The 22,441-nt window shown below is 44.4% G+C and carries 19 protein-coding genes and 2 pseudogenes; 11 read left to right on the forward strand and 10 right to left on the reverse strand.

From position 1 onward, the window contains the following. Positions 1-6 precede the first annotated feature (6 nt). The gene (locus tag G395_RS0116565) at positions 7-1,329 is read right to left on the reverse strand and encodes a sugar porter family MFS transporter (RefSeq protein ID WP_026631076.1); all 1,323 of its coding nucleotides are present in this window, start codon (positions 1,327-1,329) and stop codon (positions 7-9) included. A 267-nt stretch (positions 1,330-1,596) separates the two neighbouring features. After that, a complete protein-coding gene (locus G395_RS0116570; protein ID WP_026631077.1) occupies positions 1,597-4,332 on the reverse strand; it encodes a substrate-binding domain-containing protein in 2,736 nt (911 codons plus the stop codon). Positions 4,333-4,525: 193 nt separating this feature from the next. On the opposite strand from G395_RS0116570, the gene G395_RS0116575 reads away from it, so the two are divergent. From G395_RS0116575 to tal, 5 genes are all read left to right on the forward strand, one after another. Further along, positions 4,526-5,455 carry an alpha/beta hydrolase family protein gene (locus G395_RS0116575; protein WP_026631078.1) on the forward strand — a complete coding sequence of 310 codons (930 nt, stop codon included), beginning with the start codon at positions 4,526-4,528 and terminating at the stop codon, positions 5,453-5,455. A gap of 25 nt (positions 5,456-5,480) precedes the next feature. Continuing rightward, positions 5,481-6,383, forward strand: a complete 903-nt coding sequence (locus tag G395_RS0116580; RefSeq protein WP_229204192.1) for a helix-turn-helix domain-containing protein — start codon at positions 5,481-5,483, stop codon at positions 6,381-6,383. A 313-nt stretch (positions 6,384-6,696) separates the two neighbouring features. Then, positions 6,697-7,032 (forward strand): hypothetical protein, encoded by a 336-nt coding sequence (locus tag G395_RS0116585; protein ID WP_169720048.1) that lies wholly within the window; start codon positions 6,697-6,699, stop codon positions 7,030-7,032. Further along, positions 7,023-7,493 carry a hypothetical protein gene (locus G395_RS0116590; protein WP_026631081.1) on the forward strand — a complete coding sequence of 157 codons (471 nt, stop codon included), beginning with the start codon at positions 7,023-7,025 and terminating at the stop codon, positions 7,491-7,493. Before G395_RS0116585 ends, G395_RS0116590 begins: the two co-directional genes overlap by 10 nt. Positions 7,494-7,741: 248 nt before the next feature. After that, on the forward strand, positions 7,742-8,830 hold the full coding sequence (gene tal / locus G395_RS0116595) for a transaldolase (protein WP_026631082.1): 1,089 nt from the start codon (positions 7,742-7,744) through the stop codon (positions 8,828-8,830). 629 nt (positions 8,831-9,459) lie between these two features. Here tal and G395_RS31185 read toward each other — a convergent pair. Further along, entirely contained in the window at positions 9,460-10,599 is a 1,140-nt protein-coding gene (locus G395_RS31185; protein WP_051350206.1) for a winged helix-turn-helix domain-containing protein, read from the reverse strand. Positions 10,600-10,687: 88 nt separating this feature from the next. Between G395_RS31185 and G395_RS0116605 the strand changes: the two genes are divergently transcribed. The 3 genes from G395_RS0116605 (at position 10,688) to G395_RS0116615 (ending at position 13,263) form a co-directional block, all read left to right on the forward strand. Further along, complete coding sequence (locus G395_RS0116605; RefSeq protein ID WP_084439673.1) at positions 10,688-11,797, forward strand: ligand-binding sensor domain-containing protein; 1,110 nt, start codon at positions 10,688-10,690, stop codon at positions 11,795-11,797. A 64-nt stretch (positions 11,798-11,861) separates the two neighbouring features. After that, positions 11,862-13,007, forward strand: coding sequence for a serine hydrolase domain-containing protein (locus G395_RS31190; RefSeq protein WP_262485396.1), 1,146 nt, complete (start codon positions 11,862-11,864; stop codon positions 13,005-13,007). Then, the gene (locus G395_RS0116615) at positions 12,925-13,263 is read left to right on the forward strand and encodes a hypothetical protein (RefSeq protein ID WP_169720049.1); all 339 of its coding nucleotides are present in this window, start codon (positions 12,925-12,927) and stop codon (positions 13,261-13,263) included. Before G395_RS31190 ends, G395_RS0116615 begins: the two co-directional genes overlap by 83 nt. 17 nt (positions 13,264-13,280) lie before the next feature. On the opposite strand, the gene G395_RS0116620 is transcribed toward G395_RS0116615, so the two are convergent. Beyond that, the gene (locus tag G395_RS0116620) at positions 13,281-13,919 is read right to left on the reverse strand and encodes a nucleotidyltransferase domain-containing protein (RefSeq protein WP_026631085.1); all 639 of its coding nucleotides are present in this window, start codon (positions 13,917-13,919) and stop codon (positions 13,281-13,283) included. Between the two features lie 198 nt (positions 13,920-14,117). Between G395_RS0116620 and G395_RS0116625 the strand changes: the two genes are divergently transcribed. Further along, on the forward strand, positions 14,118-15,218 hold the full coding sequence (locus G395_RS0116625) for an NAD(P)-binding domain-containing protein (protein ID WP_026631086.1): 1,101 nt from the start codon (positions 14,118-14,120) through the stop codon (positions 15,216-15,218). 96 nt (positions 15,219-15,314) lie between these two features. Here G395_RS0116625 and G395_RS32755 read toward each other — a convergent pair. The 6 genes and pseudogenes from G395_RS32755 to G395_RS0116655 all read right to left on the reverse strand — a co-directional run. After that, a pseudogene (locus tag G395_RS32755) lies at positions 15,315-15,533 on the reverse strand (hypothetical protein); the annotation flags it as partial. A 201-nt stretch (positions 15,534-15,734) separates the two neighbouring features. Continuing rightward, positions 15,735-16,112, reverse strand: a complete 378-nt coding sequence (locus G395_RS29605) for a hypothetical protein (RefSeq protein ID WP_310588891.1) — start codon at positions 16,110-16,112, stop codon at positions 15,735-15,737. Between the two features lie 84 nt (positions 16,113-16,196). After that, positions 16,197-16,515, reverse strand: a pseudogene (locus G395_RS32760) (hypothetical protein). 794 nt (positions 16,516-17,309) lie between these two features. Further along, positions 17,310-18,914, reverse strand: a complete 1,605-nt coding sequence (locus G395_RS0116645; RefSeq protein WP_026631089.1) for a Na+/H+ antiporter — start codon at positions 18,912-18,914, stop codon at positions 17,310-17,312. A 284-nt stretch (positions 18,915-19,198) separates the two neighbouring features. After that, on the reverse strand, positions 19,199-19,456 hold the full coding sequence (locus G395_RS0116650) for a (4Fe-4S)-binding protein (protein ID WP_026631090.1): 258 nt from the start codon (positions 19,454-19,456) through the stop codon (positions 19,199-19,201). A 187-nt stretch (positions 19,457-19,643) separates the two neighbouring features. Further along, a complete protein-coding gene (locus tag G395_RS0116655; RefSeq protein ID WP_026631091.1) occupies positions 19,644-20,228 on the reverse strand; it encodes a Crp/Fnr family transcriptional regulator in 585 nt (194 codons plus the stop codon). Positions 20,229-20,635: 407 nt separating this feature from the next. Here G395_RS0116655 and G395_RS0116660 point away from each other — a divergent pair, with 407 nt between their 5' ends. Further along, positions 20,636-21,280 (forward strand): hydrolase, encoded by a 645-nt coding sequence (locus G395_RS0116660; protein ID WP_026631092.1) that lies wholly within the window; start codon positions 20,636-20,638, stop codon positions 21,278-21,280. A gap of 72 nt (positions 21,281-21,352) precedes the next feature. Continuing rightward, complete coding sequence (locus G395_RS0116665; RefSeq protein ID WP_026631093.1) at positions 21,353-22,390, forward strand: Atu2307/SP_0267 family LLM class monooxygenase; 1,038 nt, start codon at positions 21,353-21,355, stop codon at positions 22,388-22,390. The last annotated feature ends 51 nt before the right edge of the window (positions 22,391-22,441 follow it).

The following is a 22,441-nucleotide window of genomic DNA, read 5'->3' on the forward strand; positions in this document are numbered from 1 at the left end:
GAGATATTAATGTAGAATCATTGTTTTATCAGTCCTTTCCAGCGAGGTTCCCTTGGTTTCCGGCATGATGCGCCATACGAAAATGAGCTGCAAAACCATCATGACTGCGAAGAAGGTGAATGTGATTCCGCCGCCCAGATATTCGGAAATGATGGGGAATGAAAAGGCGATAATGGCAGCCATGAACCAGTGGGTAAAACTTCCCAGTGCCTGACCATTTGCACGCACTTCATTAGGGAAAATTTCAGATATAAAAACCCAGATGACCGCGCCTTGTGAGAATGCGAAAAAAGCAATGTAAACGAATAGAAAAACCGGAACGCCCGTAAAATCCTGGATAAAGAACGCCCTGGCCACTAGTCCAAGCGTGATAATAACGCCCACGGAGCCGATCGCCATTAATGTGCGTCTGCCAAAACGATCAATGAAGTTGATGGCTAAAAGTGTGAATGCAAAGTTGACAAAACCGATTCCTGCGGAAGACAAAAACGCAGCTTTTGCTCCCAAGCCCGTCATTTCAAAAATGCGCGGACTGTAATAAATGATGGCATTAATGCCTGAAACCTGATTGAAAACCGCAAACAGAATGGCAAGCATTACAGGCGTTTTGTATTTGGCAGAAAACAGACGGGCGGAAGGTTGGTCTTTTGTTTCTTCGTTCGCATTCCTGATCGCAAGCAATGTTTCTTCGCTGGTCACAGGATCGATAATGTTCAGAATTTTCCTTGCCTGCTGCACGTCGCCTTTCTTCATGATCAGCCAGCGTGGACTTTCAGGAACGTAAAGAATTGCTAGTAAGAAAATCAGCGAAGGCAATGCTTGCACGCCCAGCATCCAGCGCCACGCATTGTCGCCCATATCCTGCATAAAATAATTTGAGAAGTAGGCAATGAGAATTCCGAAAACGACATTGAACTGGAATAGCCCAACCATTTTTCCGCGTGATTTGGCAGGAGAGATTTCGGAAATGTACATGGGCGCAGCAACCGAGGAAGCACCTACACCTAAGCCGCCAAGGAAGCGGAAAAATATGAACGCATACCAATCTGTGGCCAGCGCTGAGCCGAGTGAAGAAACTAAATAGAGAACGGCAATCCAAAATAAGGTGGTTTTTCTCCCAAGCCTGTCTGCCGGGATGCCGCCTAACATGGCGCCGAGCACAGTTCCTATGAGTGCGATGGAAACGGTGAACCCGTGTTCGACTGCAGACAGCTCCCATAAATGTTGAATGGCTTTTTCCGCTCCCGAGATAACGGCCGTGTCGAATCCGAAAAGGAATCCGCCAAGTGCAACGACGATCGACCAAACTAATACCTTACTGTTTTTCATTGGTAGTTCTGATTTTTTGTCAAAACTACCGCCACTTGCCACCCGGAATAACTAAATAATATCTCAAAAAAGTTAAACTTTGATACAGTGGTATTTCGAAAGTATATATTTGTGATAATCAGTGAATTAGCCTGTTATTTAAATTTTGATACATGAGCAGTGTTTCAAATTTGATACATCAAGTTTAAAAATTGTATCATTTGTGATGTAATTGATTAAATAGAAATTGAATGATTGAGTGAAAATCTTGAATAAAAAAACGCTTGCTTACGATTTTTTATATTCCATAGGCGTTTGATTATATTTCCCTTTGAAGGCCGTGGAAAAATAAGTAGGAGAGGAGAAACCGACTTTATAGGCGACATCTGCAATAGTAAGATCGTCTCTCCGAAGCAGGAACTTCGCTTTGTTAAGCCTCACCTGCTGGATGTATTCATTGACGCTCAGGCCCAGTAGCGCCTTCACTTTTCTGTACAACTGCACCCGCGACATGCCCAGGTCTTTGCCAATATCTTCCACGCTCAATTCAGAATTGTCGTAACGCTCCTCTATATATGCAGTGAATTGGGTGATAAATTTCTTGTCCAGTTTGTTGGGGTTCATTCCCGACGAGGTTTCAATGGGCAATTCACTGGTATAATGTTCCCGAAGCACCGACCGGTTTTTCAGTAACGTCTTAATGCTTTCCTGCACATATTGCAGATTGAATGGCTTGGTAATGTAAGCATCCACGCCTGTCTGAATGCCTTCGATCTGCTGTTCAATGGTGGTTCTCGCAGTTAATAAAATGACCGGAATGTGCGAAGTTCTGAAATCTGCTTTGAGGATAGCACTCACGCTCAATCCATCCTTCTTGGGCAATGTCACGTCACACACGATCAGATCCGGAATGTGCTCAAATGCCAGTCTTAGTCCTTCTTCACCATCATTGGCAACCAGAATCTGGTAATTGACATTCAGTTTTTGTTCTAAAAGCCTTACCAGATCATTGTTGTCTTCGACAAGCAGCACAGATTGCTCATGGACTGAAACCTCCTTTACAGCATTGCCCGACGCCGGATCATCTTCCTGAATTTCAAAGTTTTGGACCATAGAGAGATCTTCCGCCTGCTCGGGTTGTAACTCGTCTTCCTGGAAATGTTTATTACCTAGCGGCAGTTCAATGATAAATGCTGTTTCTTTATTGGGCTGACTGCGAACAGAAATTGTTCCTTTATGAAGGGCGATCAACTCTTTGGAAAGTGCCAGGCCGAGTCCGGTCCCGAGTGCTTTATAACCGCTTTCAGCCTGATAAAACACTTCAAAAACGTGGGCAACTTCCGATTCGGTCATGCCTATTCCATTGTCTTCTACCGTAATCTGCGCCTGATGGGAAGAAATTGTTTTGATATACAAATAAACCCTGCCTTTATCCGGCGTGAACTTGAATGCATTGGAAAGTAAATTAAAAATCACCTTATCCAGCATCGTAGCATCGAACCACACCATCACTTCGGGATCAGAGGCGATCAATTGAAAATCTATCTTGCGTTTGGATGCAATGCGTTCGAAAGCCACCATAATTTCTTTCACAAATGTCACCAAATTGTGCTCCCCGGCACGAACCTGCATCCGGTGACTTCCCAGTTTCCTGAAATCCATTAGCTGACTGACCAGCCTGAGCAGCCTTAATGTGTTTTTGCGGATGAGTGAAAGCTCTTGTTTGATCAAAGGGTCACGGATTTTTTCGCTGGCTAAGACATCTTCAATCGGTGCTAAAATCAATGTCAGCGGTGTGCGGAATTCGTGCGAAATGTTGGTGAAAAATTTGAGCTTCGCCTCGTTTTCAATCTCAGCGCTTTGCGCCAGTTGCTCGATCTGGTTTTTTTGGTCTGATATTTCATGGTTCTGCACTTCCAGGCGCTTGTTGATCTTGCGGTTTTCGCGTAAAGAATAAAAGGAAATGGCCCCGAAAATGAGCGCGAGGGCAAGCGTAATGGAAACTGTATAAATCACAATGCTCTGGTTTTCGGAGATCGCACGCTGCTCCTCAATTTTTTCCTGCCGCCGTTCAATGTCTTGCTGCTGCGCCACCAGTTTTTCACTCTGCAATTTCATGATCCGGACATTGGTCGAGTCGATCATGGTGATTTGCAGCCGGTTTTCTCTTTTAAAAGGGCGCTTTTGCAGGATCGAAATGGCGGTTCGTATGGCTTCTTCTCCACCGGTAGGATAGAGAATGGTTGCATTTAAAATGTTCCTGTCAACCAGATCAATGCCTCCGTTCGGGCCGGTAAGTCCGTCTACACCAATCAGGCGGATCTTTTTTTCTAGACCCAGATTTTTACAAACCTTAAAAGCGCTGAGTGCACGGCGATCATTCTGGCAGAAGATAACATCAATATCCGTATGCGTTTCAAGCAGCTTTGTCAGCGGAGCTTCAAAGGAATATTTGTCCCAATCTCCATCCAGTTTTGCCGTCAATCGGATGCCCGGAAAACGAGTAATCGTTTCCATAAAGCCTTTGTGACGATCAATATCCGCGGACGAGCCAGGCTTTTCGCTGATCTCAATCACCTTTCCCTTCCCTTTCAAAAGCGTATTCGTATAAGCCCCGGCAACCTGCCCGACTTCCACATTGTCCGCACCGACATAGGCTGTATACTGATCAGAATTGGTCCGGCGATCCAGAATAATGACCGGAATTCCGCTTTGATAGGCCTTCTCAACAACAGGTGTAATCGGCTCGGCTTCATTCGGAGATACAATCAGCAGGTCAATTTTTTGTTCGAGTAATGCTTCAATCTGCGTGATTTGTTTCTGACTGTTTCCGCCCGCATCCTTCATCACAAAGTTAATTTCCGGATTGAAAGAAAGCTCGCGGTACATGCTCTCCTGCATGGTTTTACGCCAGTTATCACTGCCCGTGCACTGCGAAAAGCCAATCGTAAACTGCTTCGATTCCTTTTTGGAACAAGCAGTTACGATAAAACAAACCAGAATAATAAGGTTAAAGTATTTCAATGTTTTCTTGTATTCAAGGCTGTTGGTTGAGTTCTATAAATGTATCACAAATGGAGTTTGAAACAAATCGAAAAGAATTGGTGTGTTACTGAATTTATCCGGGGTTTGGCTACGCAATGCCCCGATTTCACTACGCCGGGGAGTTTAAGGCTGATGAACTTTGCATATCTCAAAATTCAAATTCAATAACAACATGAAACAGTCACAAACACCCATCATGAGCTTTAGCCCGGTTATATTACCAGTTCACGGCCGTCACGTAGACCTTGCAATAAAAGTTTCTGCTCCTGCCAGCGGAAACAACCTGCCTGTCATTCTTCTTTCGCATGGGCATGGCGCTTCCAATTTTCTTTCGTCGTACAGAGGATATGGCCCCCTTGCCGATTTTTTTGCGGCACAAGGATTTGTAGTCATCCAGCCTACTCATCAAAATTCCAAAGCACTCGCACTTCCCGCAACCCTTCTGGAAGCACCGTTGTTTTGGAGTTCACGGCCAGCGGACATGACATTTATCCTGGACCATTTGGACGAAATTATTTCCACGGTACCAGGGTTAACGGGAAGAGTTGATAAAGCAAAGGTTGCTGCCATTGGCCATTCTTTAGGTGGTCATACCGTTGCTATGCTGGCTGGTATGGAAGTGACGGATCCCGCAACAGGTAAAATAGTAAATTTAACAGAACCACGGATAAAGGCCCTTGTAATGATTGGCTTACCGGGCGGTCCCGAAGGATTGAACGGTGCAGCCAGACATCATTATCCTGTAATGGCAGCTTCCAATTTCGCCACTATGACTTTGCCGGCACTCATTGTGAATGGAGACAAAGACAAAAACCTCATGTTCTCTGATTTGGACAATTGGCGTGCGGACGCTTATTATCAAAGCCCCGGCCCGAAGGACCTGCTGACCGTGTTTGGCGCCGAACACATTTTCGGTGGCATATCAGGGTATGATGCCCTTGAAACTAGTGATGAAAATCCGGAGCGTGTTGCCTTTGTATGTGAGAGCATTCTTGCGTATGTTCGGAGTACATTCGATCCGAATGATCCAAGTTGGGAAGACGCCAAGAAAGCCCTTAACGGCGTACAGGGTGCATTAGGCAGCATCGAAAGTCAATTATAAAACAGACATTACTATGAAGGATGAAATGTCTAACCATAGATTCGATTCCTTATCAAGGCTGCATAAGGCGCTGGACATTCCGGCACCTATGCATCCATTGGTAAGTTTAATCAACAATGCTGATGGGACCATTCCGCTGGAAAGACTTCCCAGTCCCCATATTCTAAATTTTTATAAGATCTCCTACAAGACGAACTTCCGGGGGAAGTTCAAATATGGGCAGCATTACTACGATTTCGACGAAGGGGGAATGTTTTTTGTTTCGCCTAATCAGATCACGGGAGGCCACGCACCGCTCAGTGATCAATCCGGTTATACCTTACTTTTCCACCCCGATTTTTTACTGGGTTACGAAATCGCCAGGAAGATCAAAGCGTACGGATTTTTTTCCTATTCTATCCATGAAGCGCTGCACTTATCGGAAAGAGAAAAAACAACGATCATTTCTGTTTTTGAAAGTATTGAAGAAGAATTAACAGGCAGAATTGATAATTTTAGCCAGGACGTTGTTATATCTCAGATCGAATTGCTGCTGAATTATGCCAACCGGTTTTACAGTCGGCAATTCATTACCCGTAAGGCGGTAAGCAGCGATCTCCTTCAAAAGGTAGAAGACATTTTACATGCCTACTTTCAGTCACCACCAGCCAAAAAGCAGGGGCTTCCAACGGTCCAATTTCTGTCGGAGCAGTTAAACGTCAGTGCGAGTTATTTAAGTGACATGCTGCGATCAATGACCGGGCAAAATGCACAACAGCACATTCACAACCATCTGATTGAAAAGGCTAAGGAACAGTTATCGACGAGCGATGCTTCTATAAGCGAAATAGCGTATGAACTAGGGTTCGAACATCCCCAGTCCTTTAGCAAACTTTTCAAGCTCAAAACCAGTGTATCGCCTTTGGATTTCAGGCGTTCTTTTATTTAAAGCATATTGAAGTGCAGTACACCTCCTGAGGGCTATTTGTACCCAGAGCCGAACAAATGTTCGACCAAATGCTTGACGATTTAAAGTAAACATAGGGGATACATTTAAGGCTTAGCTCAGCATCAGTCTGGACTTTCCTTCTATGTACCAAACTGTTCGACTAATTCACTGTTATTTTCTGGCACGTATTTAGTTAATACAAATATTTGAGAATCAACAAATTGTAATCACTCTTATGAAAATATGGAGATTAGCTATACACACTGTTGGAATACTTGGGGGCTTTTGTGTCCAGGCGTTCTCGCAGAACGAAATGATTGAGCGTTTGCCGGAAGACGCCTATGTGGTCGATTGGGAGCCCGTGTATCGTAACAGAATTGTGTCTTATGTTCAGCTTCCTGGGGATTCTCTGGAATACAGAAAAGTGAAGGTTTACGTAGTGTACAAGCCAAAGACCGACGTAGCAAAAAATGAAGAACCGGTCAAATATCAGGATCTAATCCGGCTGAGATATCTGGGGGCAGTACTTATCGCGACAGGGCGGAAGTTCAGTCAGCTGTTGGACAACAGCGTGTTAGGAGTGGAAAATACAAACCTGACGACCCAGGATCAACTTGTCAATAATGAAATGATAACTGCATGGAAATAATCCGATATACTAAAGCGGCGGCACCTACGCACGAACAAACTGCCCTTGATGGGTTTTGGAGGGAATATCAGGAAACTCCCTCTTTAATGGAAGGATTGCAGGCTTTTATTGAAGCGCACCCGATCATGCAGTTGGGTAGCCACTATTGGAGACCGATCTCCGAGGACGGGATTGTTTTTTGCAAACCAGATCGAGATTCTGTTCACTTTTTGCATGTAATTGCCTGTTCGCGGATTTTTGAGGGAAAAGAAATTTTGTGTGCTATTAACCTCCACCATCAAAATCAGGCGGTTGTATATGTAACCATTGATAACGACCTGTACGATTCGGGATCCAGAATGAACCTCTTGTACGGCGTCGGGTCGGTCCCGAACGAATTGAATGTTGAAGACCGTAACGGAAAATCTATTCGGTTGACCATACCACCACGCGCGCTTGTATTTTATGGTGATAACGCCTGAATCCGCGCATCCTTGACAATACCCAGCTATATTTCCCATTGGGCAAGGGCAACCCCAACTTTTAATGTTGTCCCATAATTATCCCGGTATACATCCGGATCATGGTAAAAACACAATTTCTTAATATGAAGAGCCTCGCTGAAATGCCCTCATTACTTGCAGCATTGTGGGTTGTGCTACGCATAGGATCTGCCAGCACCGACCAGCAGTAATTACGTCCTTTTATTTATATACTAAACACGAATGTGATGACAAACAAGGTAAAACAAATACACGATTTTGGCCAAAGTATCTGGCTGGATTTCATAGATCGCAAAGTAATTTCTTCAGGAGCGCTAAAAAAGCTGATTGAAGAAGATGGCGTTAGGGGAGTTACTTCCAACCCTGCGATTTTTGAAAAGGCGATCAGCAGCAGCTCTGATTACAATGCAGACATCGCCGAGCTCTCAAAGGGAGATCAGACCAATGAGCAAATCTTTTTTCAGATTGCCGTTAAAGACATCAAACAAGCTTGCGATCTGTTAGCGCCCGTTTATAATGAAGGAGATGTTGTTGGTGCCGACGGATATGTAAGCCTGGAAGTCTCGCCATTTTTAGCGAATGATACACAGGCGACCATTGAGCAGGCGCGGGAGCTGTGGAAAGCTGTTGATAAAGAAAATGTGATGATCAAGATCCCGGGAACCGAGTCCGGCCTTATTGCGATCCAGACAGCGATTAGCGAAGGTATTAACATTAATGTCACCTTGCTCTTTGGTCTTGAACGTTATGAAGCAGTAGCTGAGGCTTACATCAGTGGATTGGAAGAAAGAGCGGCAAAAGGCCTTCCGGTTGATCGTGTTTCTTCTGTGGCGAGTTTCTTTCTGAGTCGCATCGATATTCTGGTCGATCCGTTTCTGGACGGAAAGGGACTCGGTGAACTGAAAGGTGAAGTAGCGATTGCGTCTGCCAAACTTGCTTATCAGATTTACAAACGCGTATTCAACACGGAACGCTGGAAAAAGCTGGCTGACAAAGGCGCGGTACCCCAGCGGTTATTGTGGGCGAGTACCAGCAATAAAAATCCGGCTTTCAAAGACACCAGGTATGTCGAAGCATTGATAGGACCAGATACGGTTAATACTATCCCGCTCGAAACATTGGAGGCATATCGTGATCATGGAGATCCGGCAAGCCGTCTGGAAGATGATCTGGGATCTGCAACCAGTGTACTGGAAAGGATTACAGAGGCCGGTATCGATATGGGTGCAGTAACAAAACAGTTGGAAGATGAAGGGATTGAAAAGTTTACAGTGCCATTCCAAAAACTGCTCGATGCAATAGAAAAACAGAAATAGCGCGGTTTATACCAAATTGAGATAGTTAAACTCATTCATCGGGATGGGATCTCTCAATGAAAGATATGATTCCCTCCACGATCCAACATCCCTGGTATGAGATTCCTTTATGATCAGAACTCAATTAATTTAACTTGGTCAAGTGATGAAAAAGCATCATGAAAATGATCAACATGGAATAAAAAGCGCCCATGTAGTTCATAACAATGAAGCAAAAAAGCCCTTCGACTTGCGTTGAAGGGCTTTCGTACCTGCAACGGAACAAATGTCGAACCGGATGCTAATCGATTTGAAAAAGTTGTCAGATATAAGTATCTAAGAATGTGACTACTATTTTGGTTGATAATTTTATTAATGTATCGTAATGGTGACTAAAACTCCTCGGAGGCGAGGTCGTGACACAGGAGGTGTCTATGAAGCTGTTCAAGGTTATTAAATTGTAATTTTTAAAATATGGATGGGCATTTTCATGCCGTCTCCCCTGGGCGCAAGGAGATATAGTCACACACATGCAAGCGGTTTTGTATGCACCGATATAGACGGCTGCGACAATCTTCTTCTCAAAAAAAAAGCGTGGCTGTTGCACAACTAGATACCCTAAAAATAATGTAGAGTATAAGACACATGATTTAAATAATCTGTCTTTCAGCTATTTCAAGCTTGTATCCCTTCCCATGAACATTCGTTATTCTTAGCTCAGGATCAGAGCTTAATTTCTTTCGCAGTTTGGACACAAACATGTCCAGACTGCGACTGGTGAACACCCCTTCATTGATCCAGACTTCCTGCATCAGCGTTTCTCGGGAGATCAGTTCACCGAAATTTTTGTGGAGCAGTTCCAGAACCTTGCATTCTTTGTCTGTGAGACTAATCGCCTCGCTTCCCAAAAGCAAGCGCTGACCCTTCACGTTAAATAAAAAACTTCCGAGCGCAGCCAATTCCGGAACCGGCTCTTTTATGACAGCTTGGTGTTGATTTTGCCCGGGCACCGGTTTTAAATTTTTCCTAAAATAACCAATCAACAAGGTGGCACCCAGCAATGCAAGAACGCCGCCATAAACATTAATTAATGGATAGTCAAAGGTTGTCGTTTTTAATTCTTCAAGTTTGGGACTGACTTCCGTAGGGCCCGTTTCAACGGATTTGAGCTGCTTAGCCCGTTGGCCGATGTGAGAGTCGACGGTTGCCGTTTCTAATTCTTCAAGTTTTGGATTGGTCACCCGAGCCTCCACTTTAACTGATCCAGTCGGCTGGTCGATGTCAGCTTTGTTCCACTTTATATTCTCATAAAAATCCGGAAAGGCGAATTCGATTGTATAACAACCTGCAGGCTGACTTCTGCCACTGCAAGCGAGGATGTTCGACGATGTATTATTCACCTGGAAACCATAGACGATGTCGCCTTTCAGGCAATCATGTACTGTAACGGTGTAACCGGATGGGAACTGTGTTTTGGGAAGTAAGTCCTGTGACAACACCACGAGCGAGTCGTGATTAAAAACAAATTCATTTTCGAACCTAAGCAGAAACGTGCCTTCTTTAATCTCGGTAACCGGTAATACGCGTGAGGTTGAGTCACCTGCCTGCAGCAGCAGCCGATGACCAGTTTGACGGATCATGAGGTTCACTTCCTTCGCCCGTAAGTCACGGCCGGAATGTTCTACGAAAGACGAGGTGCTAAAAAACATAGCAAGCATCACCGCGGTAATGCCTGATTTCACCACCAACCGGTTAGTGAAAAAGCCAGTTAAAGCAGAATTTACACGCATTTACATTTCTTTTTACAATTGATTTACACGGTGCAGTAACGCGGATGCCTACATTCGGATATGTTAAATTAAAACAATTTACTTGTAAATGAAAATGACCAAATCCGTGCACATTACAGCGTTATTTGTGTTGATTCTATCCACTTTTTGTGAGGGACAAGGCCTGCCAAAAGAGACTAAGTCGGAAACGAAAGAATTGATTATCTCTGATGTGCCTAAGACAATCGCCCGTAATATTATAAAAGATAGTAAGGGCAATATGTGGGTTGCAGCGTTTGATGGTATTTTTCGGCACGATCCCACACGGGCAGTAGGAAAGTCGTTCACGAACATTACGAGCAAAGTAAGTTCAGCTCGTTTTTTTGATGTATTAGAAGATAAAAAAGGAAACTTCTGGTTTTCGACCACTGGCTCCGGAGTGTATTATTACGAACCCGGACGGGCAGGTGGGGAAACTCTCCGGCATTTCACAATGGAGGATGGGCTCGCCAGTAATCAGGTTCTTGATATTTATGAAGATAAGACCGGCAACATCTGGTTTGGGACAAAAGCCGGAGCAAGCCGCTACGATCCCGCTCGGCGGTCCGATTCGGCCGCTCAAAGGTCCGATACGCTAGGGGCAAAAGGAAAATCCTTTACGACATTTAAGATGAACGAAGGATTGTCGCGTTTTGACCCTTATGATAATGATGTTAATTCAATTGTTGAAGACAATACGGGGAAATTTTGGTTTGGCACAAGGGGCAAGACTTTCACTTTTGACGGGAAAAAGTTTACCGTCGTCACCAATCATGGTGAAACTTTTTTGAATGTTCGTAAGATAATTAAGGATACGAAAGGTAACGTCTGGCTGGCAAGCACAGAAGACGGCCTTTGGCGCATTAATGGCAATACATTTACCAATTTTTCACAACAACCTACCGGGTATGTCTACGAAGACAAAAAAGGCAATATCTGGACCAGTTCGCAACCTCCGTATAACGGAAGCGACAAATGGGCACTTTCCCGTTTCGACGCGCAGACATTGTCTAACCAAAAGCCTACTGTAACCGATGTAATGTCGGAATACGAAGATTATAAAAATTTGATTTTTGGTATCGCAGAAGCGAGCGATGGAAGCATCTGGTTTGGCACTTTAAGTGGAGTGTATCGGTATGATGGCAGTGCTATTACTGCCTTAAATAAAAAGGATCATTAATGATATATCGTTTGTCTAAAAGACGTCAGGAATTTGCTATGGATCTGGACAGATAGTCGAGGTTATACAGTCTCACGTTCGAGACAAAAAGGTTACCCTGCGCGGGATAGTCAGTCATACCACCGGTCTTACAGTGCACGGATTCCCGGGATACGCGGTGGGCACGAAGATTCTTTCGGTCGTTCAAATTCTGGATGGGACAGACCCGGCCAATACACCACCGGTTCGCGTAGACTTTGTTCCCGGCTCCCGTTGGAGGTATTCAGGTGGCGGGTATACCGTTATGCAACAACTGATGGTGGATGTGACTGGCGGTGATTTTCCTGAATTTATGAAAAATAAGGTGCTATCGCCATTGGGTATGACAAATAGTACCTACCAGCAACCTTTACCTCCGGAACTGGCAAAATTGACAGCAACCGGTCACTACAACAATCGAAGTTTAGTGGAAGGTCGCTGGCACATTTATCCTGAGATGGCAGCAGCGGGATTGTGGACTACGCCGTCCGGTCTGGCCCGGTTCGCGATTGGTGTTCAGAATGCTTATGCTGGAAAATTTGGAAGTGTAATATCCCAATCCATGACCCGCCAGATGTTGACAGATCAGAAAAACAGGGATGGACTTGGTGTTTTTTTGCAGGGGGATAGTACTACGCTCCGCTTCGGTCACAATGGGCGCGACGAGGGTTTTGACGCGTTACTTACTGCTAGTGTGGACAAAGGACAAGGCGTCGTGATCATGATCAATGCGAATGATAACTCGCATATGATGGGCAGGATTGTTGATTTTATCGCTGACTATTACCACTGGGACGGATTTCCTGTAAAGACTAAATCGACCGCGGTGGATGTGGCTTTCAAAACTTTAAAGGCTTTCGAAGGCCGGTATGAATTATTTAATAATCGAATTGTCACTTTGCAGGCTGAAAATCAGCGACTCTTTACCTTGGAAGATGGTTTTGTTGATGAAGAATTTGTGCCCGTCGCTAATAATACGTTTACATCGACGGACCGCAATGTTTCTGTGATCTTCAATACCGACGCTACTGAAAATGCGACTGGCTTTACGCTTCAAGACAATGATCAAAAGTATGAGCGAAAAGTACCACGTATCGGGCCGCTTGCCGATGCCCATCAAACCAATCCCGACCGGATCCGTCACGCACACCCAAAATCTTGGCGGCTTTGCAGGCTATGGAAAAGGTGGTAAAGTATTAGAAGAAGCATCAGGCCTTACTTTGGGAGCCAAACGCGATTTTGCAGGAGGAATGCGGGAGCCGGAAGCTCTGAAATCATTAACCTTTATTCATTCAGAAAACGTCGCAGGCCGGGGAATTCAACGCCATGAAAGCGATGTAAGCGAAATAGTAACTTACCAATTGAAGTCCAATCTGCCGGAGACCTATATACTTGTCCATCTGACCTCCGACGGCCTGGTTACGGATTGCGATCTGGTTGAAAAATAATAGAAATTTGAAGCGGATTATGCGGGGTACATCAAAGCTCGCTCTTGCCAATGCTTGATTTCTCCTTTATTAAAATTGAATTCAAAATTTTCAAAAAAGTTATTTGCAGAATCAAACCAAGCCTCAAACAGTTTTTCTGCTTTTGCCTGTCTTTGTTCAGCATTCATGGCTTTCGGCTCTGATAATTTGAATTTCTCCGAGTCAAAAAGCATAATTCCTTCTTTTAAAATATCGACAAAAAAATATTGATTTTGTTCGATCGCATGATTTACAAAGCCAATCCCGTGATGGATCATGCTGACGTTTGTTTGCCCGCTAATACTCATCACCCTTTTTTCCAGGTTCCACCACTTTTCGTCGGCTTTGGCTGATTTTCTGTCTTTGGTAATCACCAGAATATCGTAGTCGCTTACATACTCAGTATGCTGCTGATAATCCTCCACCCAGTCGCCACGCGCGTGGCTGCCGAAAAGAATGACCATTTCGGCGTGTACATTTTCAATGATGATTTCGGTAATGAAAAGTAATTCTTCTTGTTTGTGATCGGGGAGATGAGCGAGGGATGTTTTGATTCGTGTGTGGGGGGCTAATTTTTTGTTAAGATACAAAATTTGGCCTTCCCCCCCCCAAACACAAAAAAGCCCCTCAACTTGCATTGAAGGGCTTTCGTACCCGCAACGGAACAAACGTCGAACCAGATGCTGGTTGATTTAAAGATATATGAGTTAAGTGGTTGTTGATCAGTGGTATTCTGTCGGCCGCTTTTTAGGTATGTATGTTAAATGCAAAATCAAAGTTTCGTTCATTCGTGTTAGTTGATTATAATTAGAACGGCGCAGAAAAAAATGTTTTAGATGTCAGATAAAATTCGATATAAGACAAAGATCATAGTCATTGGTGCCGGCCAAGCCGGCCTCTCCGCAGCTTATCATTTAAAGAAGCTGGGGTTGGCTATAGGGCCTGATTTCATCGTACTCGACGCCGCCCCATCAGCGGGTGGTGCATGGCAATATCGTTGGCCATCGCTTACGTTGAGTACTGTAAATAGAATCCATGACCTACCCGGAATGTCTTTCGAGGAAACCCTCGATCAAACTACTGCGACCGTACAAGCCAGCATTGCCGTGCCCCATTACTACGAGCTTTACGAGCAAAAATTCGGCATTCGCGTCTATCGTCCAGTGAAAGTGAAAAATGTTTATCTCCGTAACGATCGGTTCTATATCGATTCGTCGGAAAGACTATTTTCTGCAATGGGAATCATTAACGCCACCGGTACCTGGGAAAACCCTTACATTCCGGCCTACCCCGGAGCTGATCTCTTCACGGGCGAACAGCTGCATACAAAAGATTTTAAAACTGCCGATTACTTCAAGGGAAAGCATGTAGTTGTGGTAGGCGCTGGTATATCTGCCATCCAATTACTCGACCAGGTTTCAAAAGTGACCACCACTACCTGGGTTACCCGCCGTGCCCCCGTTTTTAGAGAAGGTCCTTTTGATGATGTAGCAGGGCATAATGCCGTGGCAGTAGTGGAAGACAGGGTGAGAAAAGGTCTGCAGCCTTCATCTGTTGTTTCCGTTACCGGCCTCCCTCTTTCGCCGGAAGTCGTAGACATGAAACGGAGAGGTGTACTCAACCGTTTTCCTATGTTCAGCGAGATCACTCGTAACGGTGTTAAATGGGAAGATGGCAGGGAGGAAAAGGCCGATGTCATTCTATGGAACACCGGCTTCCGAGGGGCGCTAGAGCATTTGCAATCCGTTTTACCCCGGGAAGAAGCTGGCGGCATTATTATGTCCGGCCGGTTGGCAACTATGGTTGCGAAAGAACCCCGCATCCATTTACCTGGATATGGTCCGTCTGCGTCCACAATAGGAGCAAATCGCGCCGGGTCGGTAGCGGCTCGTGAGTTGATGTCCACATTAGGTTTGGGCGAACGACGATCTAACTAATTTACACATAGCTGCTTTCGACTGTTGTGTGACTTTCTTATATCCAGCAGCCGCTGCGCGCACCGAGCACGGCAAAAGTGAATTCATAAAATGCAGCTAAAAGTTAAAGCCAAAATGAAATCCTGGTTCTCCGAAGATGAATTTGGACCATTTATCGCCTAACTTTCTAAATCCATCAGGCATTCTTGTGTGATATGCACGATGCGTAACTGCAATTGATGGTTGAATAAAAAATCTGTCCTTAAAAAGTTTGATGTGATAACCAATTCGGTACGTATTGAAAATCTGAAAACCATTGTCAATTTTTTTGCCTTTCTTTTATGTTAGAAGATAATGCGAAAGTAGACTGTAATAGCCTTAAAATCGTTCACTTAATTTAAGAAATGAAGTTGTCTTTTTGCTCGGATTTCACTTACTATATTGTGGCTTATTGCTCTGCAAGAATGCTAAAAGTTGAATCCAAAATGAAGCCCGGGTTCAAACGGAAAGTAGTTGGGCCATTTATTTTCTACTACTTTAAATGATTCTGGTGGATGTGTAGATCCCTTTCCACCAAAAATGCTGATATGCTAACGTAGGTGCAAGTATGCGGGCATGTCCGGGATAGTTTAGTCCCGGAGCATCAAATGATGGTCCCCAGGGAATACCTAACGGCCAGGAATAAATGGACCTTTTAAATTCAAAGGAAATAACATTTTTAGGTGTTATCCTATATCCGACATTTACTTGTACAAACTCAGGATTATTTACTTTGGAAAAATTTCCAAACAGCAAGAATGTACTCCCGGCAAACCATTTTTTATATGTGCTATCCTTTTTTGCATTTTGCGCATCCACCTGTAAACTGTCTGCCAAAACGAAGGCAAGTACAATCCATAAAATTTTCTTTTGCATTACATTCCCCTTTATGTTAGACGATGCTGCAAAAGTAGATCGGCGAGCGACTATGGATCGTTCACTTAAGTTAAGAAATAAGTCTTAGCTCTTTTTTTCAAGGATTCTTGCTCTCAGTCTGCTTAATGACTGGGGTTTGATACCTAAATAGCTTGCTAATTGGTGTTGCGGAACGCGTCCATTTCTGTGTAGAAAGCTGTCGATTTTTCTTCCCCGTCTATGATGTAATACTTCCGTATGCATCCTTTTAATACAAAATAACAATCCTGCGATTTCTGTCCTTCTTGGAGTACGTAGTCCCTTTCTTAACAGAACGGAATAGGTCCAAAGAAGCTATAGCGTTCTTTTCATCTTCTGTCAGAGAAATGTATTTCGCTATAAAGTCGAAGAGTACGTCCTGCATTGTGTTTATATGTTGTTATGTTATTGCCCTCTGTTACACTTGCCACCAACTCTTATGTACTCGTCTCATTTTGAGGGTTTGGAAGTAAATATACGAAAAGGTGCTGCACCTCAAAACGTGGTGAATACGGGCGTTGTACGAAGGAGAACAGCTTTTGTCTCTATTAGGGAATTGTACTTACCTGGTATCGATCCGACAAACCGCGTGTATGTAGTTTGGCATTCCGGCAGGTATGTTAAGCGTGCCGATTCCGGAAATTGATCCCGTTAACTGGAAGTAGTTGGAAAAGACCTTTATGCTTGTGTGATTGGATTCTTTCAAAGACATTTTCAGCCGCAGCGTCGGCAGCCCGGTCTTATTCATCAACGCCGTTTTTCTTGCACGTCGCCACAAACGGTACATAGCTGCTGTCATCTCTGCGGCCACCGCCCAGGACACAGCATTTTGGAAAAGAAGCATTCGGGGAGTCAGGTTCCACAACACTCCGCTGGCTGGGTATGGCAGGATTTCTGATCAACAGCAGGGGTACCAATCTGATGGTCGATCCATTATTGCTAGGCTTCGATATGCCAATTTTGATTGAATTCCCCAATCAAGCCAAAAAATGTTCCGCGCTTAGACGCCGTCGTTGTAACGCACGCGGATAACGATCATTTCAGCATTCCTACCAACAACGATCTGTTAGGAGTGACCAAGGCTTTCCACTCGACTATTTATGTAGATTCTTTGATGAAGAATATGAGCTGGCCATCCTTTGGACATGGTATCGGTGATGTTTTCAAAGTAGGCGACTGCTATAATGTTGTTTCAGCTATTTTCAGGTCGCTGATGTCCAGGAGGTGTTCTGCTTTCCTGATCGCCTCGTCGGTGTACGTCTTTTCTTTCTTCATTTTAAATAGCTCCTTACGCTGCAGTTCATGGATATCTGCAATGACCTGCTGGAATTCTTGCCTTTCCGATGCCCGGTTTATGCAGGCCTCGACAGAAACGAGGAATTTCTGATGGCCCTCGATCTCATGTTTAAGCTTTTCAGCATAGGCTTTTACCAGACTGTTGCTACCTGCTGTAATGTGGCGGGCGTTTAGCCGCTGGAATGCGACAGTATCCAGACGGAGCCTGATGGCCGCCTGTTGTTCATTTTCCGGTAGAACAGGGTCAAGTTCAGCTATCCCGAGCAGCTTAACGATAAACGGCAAGGTCAATCCCTGATAGACGAGGGTCGAGAAAATAACCACGAAGGTGATGAAGATGATGAGGCTGCGATGGGGAAATTCCGTTCCGTCACTCATCAAGAGCGGAATAGACAACGCGGTAGCAAGCGAAACGACACCGCGCATGCCTGCCCAGCCAATGATCAAGCGATTTTTCCAGCCGGATCTGGGAACGTTTTTCATCCTTTTATTGACCCACCAGGGAAGGTCGGCCAAAGCGTATGCCCACACTAACCGCAAAATAATCGTTACCAAACTAATCAAAAGTCCATATTTGACCGCCTGATAAATAGATATATTATCAAGGCCACCAACTATTTCGGGCAGTTCAAGCCCAATGAGGATAAATACGAGCGCGTTCATGACAAAGATCAGGGTGTGCCATACTGCTTTCATGTTCATCCGCGTTTCGCCGGTTGTAAAGATCTCGTGGGCTCGGAAAGACATGAATAGTCCGCCGCTTACTACGGCCATTACCCCCGAGAAATGAAAATGTTCTGCCGAAAGAAAAAGAAGGTATGGCGTCATCAACGTCAATGTTGCATCTATGGCAGAACTGGTCGGCAGGAACCGGTGGACTGCATACATAATATGTGCGCCGGCTAGACCGACAACAATGCCCATTCCTGCCACAAGGAAAAACTGACTGGACGCCTGGTTTATAGAAAAAGTACCGGTCAGTATTGCCGCAAGGGCAAACCTGAACACGATCAGCGAGGAAGCATCATTCACTAGGCTTTCCCCTTCCAGTATCGTGATCGTACGACGGGGCACTTTGAGCCCTTTCAATACGGTGGTCGCAGCAACCGCATCTGGCGGTGAGATTATCCCGCCCAGTAAGAACCCCAAGCTCAGTGTAAATCCCGGAATGTAGGAAGTGGCAGCAAAAGCAACTACGAACGAGGTCAGAAAGACCAGGCCAAATGCCAGTAAAGCAATGCTGGCTGACCATTTCTTAAAGTCTTTCCATGATGTGTACCAGGCCGCTTCATACAGCAGGGGTGGTAAAAAAATAAGAAAGATAAGCTCGGGGTTTATTTTTACCACCGGCATGCCTGGAATAAAACCAATACCAAGACCAGCCAGCACCAAGAAGATCGGGTAGGCGATGCGGATCTTGTTAGCCAGCATGACCAGCAACATCACGACAAAAAGAAGTCCCAGTACTAAAAGTAAATTCTCATGCATATTATCAAAAATTTAACAGCTTGTGAGATGTCTTTTTTGCAGCGTGATTTTTTCATTACGCAGTGACTTATACTGCTGACCTGCAGAATGTCAATGAGATAAAAAACCTTTCTGTGCTATGCCTGAGCTGGTATCCTACTTAGGTCAGCTCGTCATTTGTGTTTCGATGCTGATGTTCCCTTTCAGGATCAAAATGACAAAGTGGAATGATCTTCAGGCCGTTCTCCCTGGCATAGCTCACCAACTTTTCAAGCAACAATTTTGTGAAACCCCTGCCTTAAAATTCAGTATAGACCTGGATATGAGATACCGCCTTCCGCCTTTTTTTTAATTCCCTTCTCTTTGATACTTAATGCGCCTGAAGGGCATTTGGCAATCTGGTCGACCAATTGTTGTGTTGTCGCATTTTCCAATTTTATCCAAGGACGTCCCTGGGGATCGTATACCTGAGGCAATGTCCTGACGCAAACACCTGAATGGATACAAATTTTTGGTTGCCAGATGATCGTGATTTCCCTGTTTGAATATTCTATTGCTTCCATTAATTTCCCTATAAAGAATGAGCGTGACTTAAAGCAGGTATCAAAAACCCCAAAGAATTTGGGACGTGACCCTTTGCTGCAAATTGTAGCTACAAAGTTCTGCAATGAGAATAGAATTGGAAGACGATATTTGTCGTAAAAAACCATAGACAAATATCTATAATATAGGATATTCAGGCACCAAAGATCATTTTTGAGCTCGCTGCCGTCTGACGCGGCTGAGCGTATCCTTATTGACACCGAGATAGGAAGCAATGATATGCTGTGGGAAACGGTTCAGCAGTTCAGGATATAGGCTAACAAATTCGTCATAACGTTTTTCTACAGAATCGCTGATTGAGGAGGTCAGTCTTCTATTGTTAGCAATGATATTACGCTCATCAAGCAAGCGCATCATTTCACAAAATGCAGGAACTGTTTTAATGAGTTCATTAATGGATTCCCTGTTGATTAGAAGTACTTCTGTATTGTCCCAGGCATCGATATAGTATCGGCTTGGGGTACCCATCGCAGCGCTTTCCCGGTCTCCCATCCACCAGCCTTCGACTCCTAATCGCACCATGTGCTCCGCACCTTTATCATCGACCTTAAACATTCGCATCGAACCTGTAATGATAAACGCATAAGATTTGGACAGGTCACCCGCTTGCAGCAGAAATTGTCTTTTTCTTAATTTGGATGGAATCAATTCCTGCTTAAGTAAGATCTTCTCCTGATCTGAAAGAGGGTCAGCGCTATATTTTTTCAAATACTCGAAAAAAGCCTCGTACATATGGTTACTGCCTGAAATTTAAATATCAAACAATGGTAACATGCCCAATATTTGTTGCAGTAAAGATAGAACTAAATAAGCATCATGTCCAATAAAGCCCAGATTTGAAATTGTAATATGCTGATTGTCTGAATGTTAAAAATGGCATAAAAAGAATTATCTGTTCTGTTAATATTCTTCGGGCGGAGGCAATTCGAAAGAACATAGATATTTGTCTACTATTTTTTCAGGCAAATATCGTCTTCCAGTACAATTCACGTTGCTGAACTTTGTATTCGTCAACTCTAAACAGAGAACATGAAAGGCAATTGGGTCGAATATGACAAGCAACCATTGAAGCCTATGTTGAAGGACCGTGATTGTTGGCAACCCATTCTGCATTATTAATTCATTTAAAAATTAAATTTATGAGTAGCTTACCAATTCGTGACAGAGAAACGGATCACCTGCTTACAGCAGAAAATGCAGCACTGATTGTTATAGACTATCAACCGCCACAGGTTAATTCCATAGCTTCTATGGATAAACAATTATTAGTCAATAATATCATTGGGTCAGTAGAGGCTGCTAAATTATACGGTATGCCCATCATTTCCTCTACGGTTAATGTAGAAACAGGGCTTAATCAGGAGATCATCCCACAATTAAGAAAACACCTGGAAGGTATTCCTTCGATCGACAGAACTACTGTCAACGCCTGGGAAGACAAAGAATTTTTAGAGGCTGTTAAAGCTACAGGCCGAAAAAAACTTATCATGACCGCGTTGTGGACAGAGGTTTGTCTGGCTTTCCCGGCATTAGATGCTTTGAGAGAAGGTTATGAAGTGTATATGATCGTGGATGCTGTTGGCGGAACATCGAAAGTAGCGCATGATGCTGCAATCAGACGTGTAGAAAATGCCGGCGGTGTATCGATTACAGCGGTTCAACTCTTCTGTGAATTACAAAGAGACTGGAGCAGGACAGAAACCCAACAGGGTTTCGTGAAATTGATCATAGAAACCGGAGGCTCGGCAGGTATTCAATTTGGATTTGACACATCCGGTAAATAAAATAACTGATAATAGAGCCTTCGAACAAGAAGGCTTTATTATACTTCAAAGCAACACTCGATTAAGGAAAATATGGAAATAGGCATTGATAGCTTTGCCTCAGCAATGTATGGCAGAAATGAACTAGGCAGTGTAGAAGCTATGGAGCAACTGCTCGATAGAATTGTTGCAGCCGACGCGGCGGGCCTTGATGTTTTCGGGATTGGTGAGCATCATAAGAAGGAGTTTCTGGACTCTGCAACGGCGGTTATTTTAGCCGCAGCAGCGGCCAGAACGACAAAGATTCGGCTGACGAGTGCAGTGAGCGTGCTTAGTACTTCAGACCCGGTCCGGTTATTTCAAAGCTTTGCAACACTGGATATTATTTCGAAAGGCCGGGCTGAGATGGTAGTCGGCCGTGGTTCTGCTGTTGAGGCCTATCCCTTATTCGGCTATAAGATGAACGACTATGATGCCTTGTTCAAAGAAAAACTCAAACTCTTATTGCAAATACGTGATGAGGAATTTGTCACCTGGTCTGGAAAGTTCAGGCCGGAATTAAAAGATCAACCCGTATACCCACGTCCGGTACAGGAAAAACTACCCGTCTGGGTAGGTGTGGGCGGAACGCCTCAATCCTTCGTTCGTGCTGGTATGCTTGGGCTTCCATTGATGGTCGCAATCATAGGAGGGGAGACCGAGCGCTTCAGGCCATTGGTCGATCTTTACAGGAAATCTGGTGTTGAGGCTGGTTACAGGGCGGAGCAACTTAAGGTTGGGCTTCACTCACCCGGTTACGTCGGAGAGGACGACCGGTCGGCTATCGCCGATTATTACCCGGGGTACGCTGAGATATGGACAAAATTTGGGCGTGAACGCGGGTGGCCACCGGTAACCAGGCAATCGTTCGACAGTCAAACGGCTCCTAAAGGAGTAATTGTTTTGGGTGGGCCTGAAACCGTCGCAAAGAAATTGCTGCGACACAGCGAAGCCCTGGGCGGCGTGGATCGTTTTACATTCCAAATGGACAATGCCGGACTTAGCCACCAGCAACTTTTACGCTCTACTGAACTGATCGGCACGAAAGTAATTCCACTGATCAGGCAAAATAGAAATAAAGCGAACGACTGAATTCGCATAGTGATCAACTTATTATTTACAGTAGGATGTTAGCCTGCTATT

Source organism: Dyadobacter alkalitolerans DSM 23607, from assembly GCF_000428845.1.
Lineage (GTDB): Bacteria > Bacteroidota > Bacteroidia > Cytophagales > Spirosomataceae > Dyadobacter > Dyadobacter alkalitolerans.